The sequence below is a fragment of the Dawidia soli genome, from assembly GCF_018598185.1.
Lineage (GTDB): Bacteria > Bacteroidota > Bacteroidia > Cytophagales > Cyclobacteriaceae > Ohtaekwangia > Ohtaekwangia soli.
On the sequence record NZ_JAHESC010000005.1, the window covers coordinates 72,774 to 84,806 of the forward strand.

The 12,033-nt window shown below is 53.3% G+C and carries 5 protein-coding genes; 2 read left to right on the forward strand and 3 right to left on the reverse strand.

Annotated elements, in window-relative coordinates; all coding sequences use genetic code 11:
* The 3 genes from KK078_RS04945 to KK078_RS04955 form a co-directional block, all read right to left on the reverse strand.
* Entirely contained in the window at positions 1-3,258 is a 3,258-nt protein-coding gene (locus KK078_RS04945) for a VCBS repeat-containing protein (RefSeq protein ID WP_254089142.1), read from the reverse strand.
* 140 nt (positions 3,259-3,398) lie between these two features.
* Entirely contained in the window at positions 3,399-5,000 is a 1,602-nt protein-coding gene (locus tag KK078_RS04950) for a SusD/RagB family nutrient-binding outer membrane lipoprotein (protein WP_254089143.1), read from the reverse strand.
* 19 nt (positions 5,001-5,019) lie between these two features.
* Positions 5,020-8,172 carry a SusC/RagA family TonB-linked outer membrane protein gene (locus KK078_RS04955; RefSeq protein WP_254089144.1) on the reverse strand — a complete coding sequence of 1,051 codons (3,153 nt, stop codon included), beginning with the start codon at positions 8,170-8,172 and terminating at the stop codon, positions 5,020-5,022.
* Positions 8,173-8,908: 736 nt separating this feature from the next.
* Here KK078_RS04955 and KK078_RS04960 point away from each other — a divergent pair.
* Complete coding sequence (locus KK078_RS04960; RefSeq protein ID WP_254089145.1) at positions 8,909-10,393, forward strand: calcineurin-like phosphoesterase C-terminal domain-containing protein; 1,485 nt, start codon at positions 8,909-8,911, stop codon at positions 10,391-10,393.
* Positions 10,394-10,572: 179 nt separating this feature from the next.
* Complete coding sequence (locus tag KK078_RS04965) at positions 10,573-11,802, forward strand: NlpC/P60 family protein (protein WP_254089146.1); 1,230 nt, start codon at positions 10,573-10,575, stop codon at positions 11,800-11,802.
* The last annotated feature ends 231 nt before the right edge of the window (positions 11,803-12,033 follow it).

Sequence of the window (12,033 nt, forward strand, 5' to 3'; positions counted from 1 at the left end):
CTACGGGCGTGCTAACGGCGCTAATTGATAGCACGCTAAAGACTGGCCCGCGGCTCCGCACACGAGTAATGTTTTGCCTCCGGCAGCAATCATCGCAAGCGCGCGCGTATCATGCCGCAACTGCAGTCCGCTGCGGTGTTGCGGTACGTATGAAAAATCTCCTTTGCCGTCGTTTAATAATACGGCGCCGCTGAGTGCATCAGACCGGCCTATGCGTACGCGCACATTTGTTTCATTGCCCGCCAGGATCAGATCGGTGTCACCGTCGTGATCTACATCGCTCGTGGCGATGGCATAAACCGGCGCGAACTGTGCTTGCACCGGCAGAGCCCGGGGTACAAATCGGCCACCTTGATTTTCAAAATAGGCCGTCTGCAAGAAAGGCGCGGAAAGCGTCACCCCGCCTTCCAGCTCTTCCGGTTTAAACATGGTGTTAAGCGTTGCATTGGCATACGACGTATAGTCGGTGAACCGGGGTTTGAGTGATGTGACTTGCCCCAGCGCTTCGTCGCGGCTGGCGTAGGGATAAGATTGGTCGCCGATGTAATAGCAGAAGAATGGATCGACCTGATCGTCTTTATTGAAGTCTTTATATACCAGCGTGGCCGGGTGCTCTGCTGTGACATTGTACTGATTGTTAGTACCATAGTTGCCCGCTACGATGTCGACGTCGCCGTCGCCATCCAGATCTTCTGCCTTCAGGCAGTTCCACCAGCCGGAAGTGTTTTCGGTAAAAAAAGTGGCGGTAGCATCTGTGAACGTCGCACCGCCCTGGTTGACCAGGATACGTACGGGCGTCCATTCACCGGCCACGACCAGGTCTTGTTTACCATCGCCATTAATATCGGCGGCTTTTGCGTCGCGTACCATGCCCAGTCCCGTGAGCAACGGCTCCGTGCTGACGGTGAAGGTGCCCGTGCCGTTGTTGATCAGCAGCAAGCTGGCGGATGCCAGGGGATATTGCCCCGGTGTTATGCCGGTGCCGACAAACAGGTCCATATCTTTATCACCGTCGGCGTCCAGTACTGCTATGCAAGATCCCGCCAGCGTTTCGGTCGGTAACGAAGCGCGTGTGAACTGACCGTGACCGTTGTTCAGGTATAAACGATCTTGTAACAACACGTCGTTCGGTTGAAATTGATATCCGCCGCTGACAACGTACAGGTCCGCGTCGCCATCACTGTCGGCATCGAAGAATGCGGCGTCTTCATCCTGGTATGCTTTGTCCTGCCCGAAGACCGGTACGCTAGCCTCGGTAAATGTGCCGTCCTTTCGTTGCAACAACAATGTGCCTTGCTGGCCCTGCGGTGCGCAGAGGTAAAGATCTTCCAGACCGTCGTGATTGACATCCGCTTGTGCCATGCGCGGTCCGGAGCGTGAGTACATTCGTGGCAGGAGGAACTGCCGTTTAAAATCGTTCACTTTGGGTGGTATATGTTGCCAGACGGGAGCCTTCGTAGCGGTAAACAGAGGTTTGGCAGTAGTAGCAGATGAGAAAGTATATACGGAAGTGGCCTCCGTGTAGTCGGGCGCTAACACCGTGGATACTTTTGAGAAGTGCTGCGTTTTATGATCCGGCCAGACAATGCGAACCGAATCCACGCTATCGGCGCCGAGTCCGATCTGCATGGATGTATAGCTGCACGACTGAAATCCCCGCACCGGCTCGAACTCGTATTGCTGCATACGTCCCGGCTGGTATACCGTTACTTGTGTACCCGCCAGATTGCGCGCGGCATTATGCTTGCGCAGATCGACGGTCAGAAACCGGGCTTTATGATCTTCTACGCTACGGTTGCGGTAGAGTACTGCCGGCTCGTTCAATGTATTGACGACCAGGTCGGCATCGCCGTCGTTGTCCAGGTCGGCATACGCGGCACCGTTCGATTTATAGGGGCGGGTTATACCCCATGCCGTATTGGCCTTTGTAAAGGTCAGGTTGCCATTGTTCCTGAATACGCAATTGCCAACCTGGATGGATGGCATCTGGTCCAGGATCAACTGCAGGTTTGGCGCAGTACCTGTGGTGCGCGCTTTTACTTGCTCATCCACCGTAAACTTCAGGAACTGCATGTTGGTGTAGTCTTTCTCATAACCATTGGTAATGTAAAGGTCCTTCCAGCCGTCGCCGTCAAAGTCGTTAAACAATGCTGCCCAGCTCCAGTCGGTGTTCGATACGCCGGCCAATTGACCCACTTCCGAGAAAGTGCCGTCGCCGTTGTTGAGCTGCAGCATGTTGCGCATGGTCTGGTCGTGAAAGCCTGCTTCCAGCAACAGGTTGTATTTGTCGTAGTTGTCGTCGCCCGACGAAAGTTTGATACGCTCGTTGCTTTCGGGCAGCATGTCGAGGGTGATGAGGTCGGTCAGGCCGTCATTGTTTATGTCGGCCGCGTCCGAGCCCATGGAGAACAGCGATACGTGCCCCGTGGCGGTGGTAATGGTATTTTTAAACGTGCCGTTGCGCTGGTTGATGTACAGATAGTCTTCTTCGTTAAAATCGTTGGAGATGTACAGATCGGACCAGCCGTCGTTGTTAAAGTCGGTGATGGCTACGCCGAGGCCAAAGCTCAGGACGTTATTGATAAGCCCGGCGCTTTCGCTCACGTCGGTGAATTTTCCGCCGTCGTTCCGGTACAGGCGACTGCCGAATTTGTCGGCCTTCTGATGCTTGAGGCTGCCCAGCAGTTTGCTGAAGCCTCCATATTTGGGGATCGAGTGGTTGAGTACGAACAGATCGGGGTCGCCGTCTTTGTCATAATCGAAGAAGGCGGCTTGCGTGGAGTAAGAGTCGTCGGCAATGCCGTATTGCGCGGCCTGCTCGGTAAAGGTCAGATCGTGGTTGTTGATAAAGAGCAGATTTTTGCGTTGTGTGGACTCTGTTCGTGCGGAACGGCATACGTATATATCGAGCCAACCATCCTGGTTGATATCGGCGAGTGTTACACCGGTCTTCCAACCCTGCGGCACCGCGACGCCGGCCTTGGCCGTAATATCTTCAAACTTCCAATGGCCCTTGTTGAGGTATAATGTGTTTGCTACCTGGTTGCCGGAGAAGTACAGATCGGGCAAGCCGTCGTTGTTGAGGTCGCCTACCGCCACGCCACCGCCGTTAAAGAAATACGGATAATTCAATACGTGATTGTCGCCTTGCTGGCGCACGGTGTTGGTGAACGTTACGCCCGATTGCTGCGGGGTTATTTCTTCGAAGAGGGTAGGAGTGGGTGTCGTTGTCGTGTCGGGTTCACAGCGTGTGAGCAAGAAGACCGATAACACGGTGACAGAAAATAAAAGGCAGCTGTATCTCATGCCGGGAAAGGTTCAGGTTTACCTAAAGATAAAAATGAAAAAGGTCAGGCAGTGTATACCGCCTGACCTTTTTTATAGAGGATTTTTGAGCACTAATTACGAGGAATGACGTCCCACCACAAGGGTGTCTGTGTGTCGTCCGGGCCATTGAGCAAAGCTTCGCCACTGGCAACGCCGTCGGGGTTGATCCCGCGCTCCGATTCGAGGAATGGAATGCGACGCAGCCATTGCGAAGAAGGGTTTCCAATGAGCGGGTTGTCGGAGTTTACCACCGGGTACAGTTTCAGCTTATGACTGCGGCGGTAGTCGGCCCAGGCTTCCACTCCGTCGGGGAAGAGCGCGATCCATTTCTGGGTGGCTATCTGCTCTTCCTGGACTTCCAGGGTACTGCCGAATGCAACGGGAATATCCGTCATCGCCGGCGAGTCGAAGAAATCGTCGGGCTCGACGGGTGTGTTGGTACTGGCGGCGTATGCCGCGGCTTGATCGGCCGTGAAGCCCCATTGCAGGAACGATTGGGTGATGCCCGCCTCATAATATTCCTGGGATGTGCCGCCGCCCATATTCCAGTTTTTCAGAGCGCCTTCCGCGCGGAGGAACCAGGCCTCTGCAGAACACATAACGTTCTGAGGCGTGGAGTTGTAGGTTGCTATACCACCGACCGATACAGGCGACCAGCGGGGCCCCTGCTGGGAAAGCGAATCCGTATGGTTAACAGCCGCTGCCATCTGACCGGGAGTCATACCGTTACGTGCACCGTCATATTCGCGGCGAACTTCTGTGCCGTCGATCACCACAGGATGCGGTAGATAATATTCCGTTATACGCGGGTCTTCGTATCCTTTCAGCACCGATTCCATCGATGCGCTCATGCGAAATTCGTTCCACTGCATGATGGCCAGTCCGTTGCCATCGCCGCCGTTCAGCGAACGCTGTACCAGCGCGTCGTCGGTAGGGCTTTCTTCCATCACACCACCGGCAACGGCGGCTTCCGCCTCGGTTTGCGCACGCTCCGGGTTTACGTTTGAAATGCGCATGGCTAGCCGAAGCCGTAGTGTATTGGCGAATTTTATCCAGCGGTCTACATCACCGCCATACAGAATGTCATAGTTTCCGAACGGAGTCTCTGCACGTTTCCCCTCCAGTACAGTAACGGCAGCGGATAGTCGTTCAAAGAAGTTATTGTAGATTGCGTCTTGTGCATCGTACGGTACGACATCACTGTCTTGTAAAATCTGCGTGTAGGGGATTGGGCCCCAATAGTCCGTCACCCGGTGGAATGCATATACCCACCAGATGCTGGCCAACTGGTATTCTGCCGTGGAAGGATCCGTCAGTTGAAATATAGCATCAAGTTGTGGTGCAACCTGCGTGTAGATCGGATTGAATGCGGCACCCACCCAGTTCTGGTTGATGACCAGACGGTCAGACCCGAAGGAGCTCGCGGTACAGGCAAAATATTGCGCATACTGGTCGGCAAAAAGGTTCTGTGCGATCTGGTAATTGTTCTGGTTGTTCGGGGCCACCGACAAGGCCTTGCTGAACAGGAACGGAATTTCCGCTGCCGTCATCACGGTCACATTTCGTTTGTCGGTATTGATGCTCTCGTAACTCTCCGTACACGCCAGCAACAACATGCAACTGCCCAGCAACATACAGGTGGCGCGGAGTATATAGCGTTTTGTTTTTTTCATAAGTATTGTCATTGAATGCTTAGAACGTAAGTGTCAGATTACAACCCAGGCTGCGCGTAGAAGGAAGCGTTGCAATCTGAATTCCTTGGTAGTTACCATTGCCCATGCTCATATCGGGATCTATTTGCATCTTGCGTTTGCCGAGTCCGGGTATATCCAGAAGCGACTCGCCGCGGTACAGCCAAGCCAGGTTTCTGGCGACGATCGAAAATTTAGCTGAACGGATCAAAAAGTTGGCAGGAACCGGTATGTTGTAACCGATGCTCAACTCGCGGATGCGGAAGTTGGTGGCATCATAGGCAAATACCTCGCCTACACCATAACGTTTTCCGGCAACGATGTTGTCACCGGCCGACCAGAATTGTTGGGCTGTAACGTTAGTTGCTACAGGGGTGCCGTTGGAATCAACACCACCGAGGTTCCAGCCTTCCTCGCGGTTGCTGGCCGTTACTTCGGCGATGCCACTGTTAGCCAGGTTCATCTCGGTGGCGTCAACCACGATGCCTCCGATACGACCGTCTATCAGCACGCGTGCTGAGAAGTTCTTATAGGTGAAGGAGTTTGTAATACCCATGGTAGCCTTCGGGTTGAAATTCCCGAGGTAAGTTTGCGAGCCGTCGGTCGTCGGAAGCCCAGCAGTCTGAGTGCCTTCAGGGGAAACGACAAGCTGGCCTGCGGCATTGCGGACCCAGTGTTTACCGTACAGATCACCATAGCTCCCGCCTTGTATAGCGATGGGAGTCGCCAGGCGGCCATAGCCGGTGCCGCCTCCCAGGAAAAACTCGCCATCCGGAAGAGAAGGGTCTATTTCAATTACCTTGTTTCGGTTTAAACCAAAGTTATAGGTAATATCCCAGCTGAAATCTCCGCTCCTGACAGGAGTACCGCTCAGCACGACTTCGATGCCTTGGTTCTGAATGTTACCCGCGTTGAAGTACTTGGATTCATAGCCTGTGCCAACAGGTTGACGTGCCTGAAGAAGTTGGTTGCGGGAGTTACTCTTATAGTAGGAAAATGTGAGGCCGAGACGCCCTTCCAGGAAACGTGCATCAAACCCGAACTCGATATTGGTTACCTCTTCGGGCTTTAAGTCTGCAAGAGCCTGTGTGTATTGACGATGCAGAAAGCCATTGCCTGCACCCGCTTCATATGGATACGATGGATTGATAATGAATGGCTGCCCTCCGTTACCCACCACGGCGAAGTTTGCATTTAGTTTAAGAAACGATATTGCCTGCGGCATTGTCACCAGATCGGAGATCACGCCTGAAAGGCCGACCGATGGGTAGAACACATTATACGGATCAGGAAGCGACGAGAACCAGTCATTCCGGCCTGTTACTTCTAAGAAAATGGCTTCCTTATACGCAAAGCTGAGCTGTCCGAAAACTGCCTGCACCTGTTGGTGAAAGAGATTTGATGCGTCGTAAGGAAAATTAAAAGACTTTCCGTTCGACATGAGAAACAGGTTGGGAACGTTCAGTCCGTTCGCCTGCGCAACGTTGCGCTCATGTTGTTTGTCCTGGTAGATGGCACCGGCACGGTAGTCCAGCTTTAAATCTTTATTCAGATCAAACGCGCCGTAAAAATTCAGATCATACCACTGTTGCGTGGCGACCATGTCCATGCGCTCGTAGAGACCACCGGCAGTCGTGGCCCATAACAACGTGCCGTCCGAGTATTTTGAATTCCCCATGTCGATTTGTTTGTCCAGATTGGCGCGGCCCGAAATCCCGAACTTCTTGCTGAATTCATATTTCGCCGAAATAAAACCCATGATGCGGTTTCGTGTCTCATTGATGCTCGTCATCTCCGTCATCCAGTAAGGATTTTGATAAATGGAAGAGAGCGTCGCAGGCCACGGGGCCGGGGCCGGGGTGCCTACTTCGATAGGAGCCAGGTATTGTTTAACATCGCCAAGACTCATGCTCCGGGGCACCTGGTAGAGGTCGCTTACCGGCGCGTTTTCTTCACCCGTACGAGGGCGGCTATCGATGTCCTGGTAGATATAGGTCAATTTCGCATCCGTAGAAAACTTGCTGCTGAGCTGGTTGGTCAGGCGCACTGTTGTCGTGTGCCGTTTCATGTCGTTGTTGGGTATAATCCCCTTCACATTGTTATTGGTGTACGACAGATATGTCTGCATTTTTTCCGAACCACCTTGTACGCTAATGGAGTTGTTCAAGGTTACGCCTGTCTCGAAGAAATCCTTGATATTGTCTTTTTGAGGACTGTAGGTACGCTCTTCGCCCATGAGATTCGTATAGGTCTGCCCCTCCATACGTGCACCCCAGCTGTGACCGGATGCCATTGTTAGCGCTCCGTCTATACCCTGTCCATATGTATTTTGTACGGCTGGAAGAGCAAACGGCCTTTCGGCGGTTATCCCAGAGTTTATATTAACGGTGAATCTATCCTTCGTACCCTTCTTCGTCGTAATAACCACAACGCCGTTCCCTGCTTCGCTGCCGTAGAGAGCAGCGGCAGAGGCACCGCGAAGAACGGTGACCGACTCGATATCGTCCGGATTGATGTTGGAAGCCCCGTCGGAGTTTTGTACCGCGCCGAAGTCGTTGCTCGCAGGAGACAGCGATACGTTGTTGATAGGAATACCGTCGACCACGATCAACGCATTGTTGCTTCCCTGCAGCGAGCGGTTACCACGCATGACAAAACGTGCCCCGCTACCCGGGCCACCCGAGCCCTGCGTGATCTGCACGTTAGCAATCTTTCCCTGCAGCGAGTTTACAAAGTTGTTTGCATCGCGAACTTCGGTCAATTGCTGCGCCTTAACCGTCTGGGTAGAGTACACCAGCGTCTTGGCCTCACGCTGCACGCCAAGGGCCGTAACGACCACTTCGCCGAGCTGCGATACGTCTTCTGACAGCACGACGTCAACGGACGTTCTACCTGCCAGTGCCACGTCCTGTGTGGCATACCCGATAAAAGAAATGGTGAGTGTGGCGGCCGTGGCATCCGGAACGGCCAATGTGAAACGCCCCTCGGTGTCAGTAGCCGTACCGGTAGTCGTGCCCTTCAGCATGACAGAAACACCCGGCATGGGAGCGCCGTCGCTGGCAGACGTGACCTTGCCAGTCACGGTCTGCCCATACGCCACTGCCGTTGTCAGCCATAGCAACAACAAAGACGTAAGTCGTAGACTTCTTCTCATAATGTAGTTTGGGTTTTGGGTTAGTAAATATTTTGAACCAGCAGGTGAAAGCAGAATTTTACACCTGTTGATCGCTTGGTAAAGATATAATGTTTTGAAACTAAATCAAGCAAAATTGCGTGTGTGTGTACGCACACATGAATGTGTGCACATGGAAGCACAAGGTTTCGAAAGCCCGGAAAGGTGTTTTCGATCGTATGCAGACGCAATTGGGGAAATTACCCAGGCAGGAATAAAAAGTTTAAGATTTTTCTAAAGTGACTTCTAAAAACAATCAAAAAAGCCAACATCTATGCAATTTTGTTGGTTATCTGGGTCTTTTTTGATGATTTTCTGGGCTAATCTTAAAATTTAGCTGAAGCAGACTCAAACTCCAGTGCTGTCGTGAAGTATGAAGGAAAGGGCTGTAGCGCCCAGGAAGGGCCTTTTCCATCAAATCCGTCATCGCAAATTGCGGTAACGCATGGCCAATGGGCTATCCGTTTCCGCAACTGTTGCACCAGTTTCACGGGGTCGCCATTCGCCAAACTGAAAGTTAACCCGCCGACAGACGTTCGGGCCCCAGGTCCGGTAACCATATAACAGACAGCGATTGGACTCCACGCCGCAGTGATCGGCCTACGTCTAATTAATGGAAATTTAACCCTGGCATATTCGTTCGGTTGGCAATCTTCCCAATCTTTGTATGTTTCCTGTGCATGTACACGTGAGAGCGTAACCTATTTTTTGACCTTATATGATACGAAGAGACTTTATTAAAGGATTGGGAATGTTGGGCGCGGTGGTTATCGCGCCCGTTGTGACCCACGCGCAACGCCTCTCGGGCATCTCCCGCGATCTTACCACCACACAGCTGAAGGGTCGTGTGTTGGCCAATGGCAAAGGCCTGGCCGGCGTTGCCATGACCGATGGCATCAACGCTGTGCAAACCAATGCCAGGGGTGAATATACCCTGCTAAGCAATAAAACTACTTCGTACATATATATGTCGCTGCCGGCGGGCTATGCGTTCCCGCACGAACAGAGTGTTACCCGGTTTTACCGCGCCATCGATCACCGGCAGAAGACCTTCACGGCCGATTTTGTGCTGCAAGCGCTACCGGGCAGCGATGACAAACACGCCTTTGTGCTGTGGGCCGACCCGCAAATACAGTCCAGGGAAGATGCGCAGAAGCTGCTGACGGAGTCCGCGCCCGACCTGAAAGCCCTGGTCAGCTCATACACTGCCGGCACACTCTTTCACGGCATCGGCTGCGGTGACCTGGTCTGGGACAAGTTCGAGTTGTTTGCAGACTACAAGCAAGCCATTGCGCAAAGCGGCATACCATTCTTCCAGGTGATCGGTAACCACGATATGGACCTCGAGGCTCGTACCGATGAAGGCTCGTCTAAAACCTTTGAGAGCCACTTCGGCCCCTCGTATTACTCCTACAACCGCGGCAAGATCCACTATGTGGTGCTGGACGACGTATTCTTTGTCGGCGTAGACAAACGTTACATCGGCTACCTCGACGAGCGGCAGCTGGCGTGGCTCGAGCAAGACCTGCAGTACGTCAAGCCGGGCGCCACGGTGGTGGTAAGCCTGCACATACCTTCCAACACGGGCAAGCGTCGCCGCTACCAGGAAGACAGCGACGACATGGGCGGCGTGGTGCTGAACCGCGAGCGCCTGTATGCCTTATTAAAACCGTACAACGTTCACATATTGTCCGGTCACACGCACGTGAGTGAAACCTGGGAAGAGAAGAATATCATGGAGCATAACCACGGCGCCGTCTGCGGCGCCTGGTGGACAGGCCCCATCTGCGGCGACGGCACACCCAACGGTTACGGGGTGTACGAAGTCGACGGCAACGACCTGACGTGGTACTACAAGGCCACCGGCCGCCCGAAAGAGCACCAGCTACGCGCCTATGTGCCGGGCCGCCACCGCGAGTTTCACGACGAGGTCTGCATCAACGTATGGAACTGGGACAAGGCCTGGAAGATCGAGTGTTTTGCCGATGGCAAATCCATTGGCAGCCCCGAACAGCGCACAGCGCTCGATCCCTGGTCGGTCGAGCTACACGAGGGCGCCACGAAACCCGTGCCGCGCCGCTGGGTAGAGCCGTCGCTCACCGATCACCTGTTCTTTATCAAGCCGCCCGCGGACACCAAAAAATTCGAAGTCGTTTGCACCGATCGCTTTAACAATCGCTACACCGAGACATTGTCACTGTAAGCGTAAGCGTTGCGGAGATGTATGGCGGACAGAAAAATTATGGCCATGCACCATGATCCGCCGGAGCTTTTTTTGTTACTTTACACCGCGAGAGCCCATCTCATGTACCGGCAACGGTATAGAGATGGGCTCTTAGCGTTTATATCTTTGGTGTAAAACATACAATAAACCCCCTCTCCATGAAACGAATTTACTATGCCGCAGCCATCGTACTGCTCACAGCCCTGATGCACGGCTGTAGCGATTCCGGTGATGATGAAACATCCATTGAATCTTCCGAAGGCCTGGACTCACAGGAAATTGAAATCCTCGACAACACACCCGACGCCGTAGGCTTCGACCCGGAAGACGTCGTGCTGCCCAACGGCAGGAACATGATGGAATACCTGGAGGAAGTAAACCCTGACTTTCTTGACGAGCAAGGCCGTAAAGCCAGCCCCAAAGAACTCGGACCTCAAGCTGCCCGTAACGAGCTTATTGCCAAGCTGACGTACACAGCCACCAGGCTGATCGACAGGAGCCGCTACCCCGGCAATGGCCAGAACGGCCTCGGTTATTCATGGGGTTCGAAAGACCCGTCCAAGTTGCAACCGCCACCGGGAGCAGGTACGAAATGCAAAGAGCCAATATACGGTCTCGACTGCTCGGGATATCTGTACCAGGTATTCAAATCTGCTGGTATCATCTTACCCGAGGGGCCCGCAGATCTGCAACGTGACGCTACGGTGCTGGAAAATGCCATCAAAAAAGCCTACCCTGAATTTAAAAAGCTGAAGGTCGACGACCTTGGTGAAATTCCTGCGGCGAAATTCGAGACAGGCGATATTATCTATTGGCTCAACAGCAAGGGGCAGGCAAAGCACATCGGCGTTATACTCAAAGATGCCAATGGCCGCCTGGCAGTATTTCAATCGAACGGGAGCCCGGGCACCGATTCAGGAGATTGTGATAAAAATATGAGCGCTGGCCGTGGGCCGCGCAAGCTGGAGCTAAATGATCCATACTGGTTTGCGACCAACAAAATATATGGTGTCGTACGCTTCAATGCCGCGATTTCGGGTAAATGGGACTTGGTGCTGCGCTGCCAGGGATATACCACTGACGCCCTGAAATTCAACCTCGACTTTCCGACGAGTCAGGAGGCAGACTTATCCATCACCGGCTCGGGCGTCGACTACGACGGCGAACCGATTAATTGCGAGGGCACCTTGCATTACGACAATACTACCAACGTGCTGTCGGGCAATTTCCTTACAACAAAGTCCAGCGCACCCGAGTTTTTTCGCAATGACTCCTTTGAGGTAAAGCTCGCTACGGACGACACGGGTTACTTTCCCATGTTACTCGGCGAAGAGAACGAGGCAGGCTGCCCCGTGGAAGGAAAATTGGTCAACAAAGATACTGAATAATGGTGATAAGGTTGTCCCGCCCCGGCGGGCAGCCTTTCCGCTAACAGGTAACAGCGCTTCGCCCCGCCGTCGATTTTTTGCGGTATGCCATGGGGCTGATGCCCGCGTGTTTTTTAAAGGTACGGTTGAGGTGGCTTTCGTGGTTGTGATGATGGAAGATAAACCTTCCTGACCAGCAATAGCTGGGCGCTCGACAACCTGCTGGGCAAGCCGTAACCCGTGCGCCGTTCT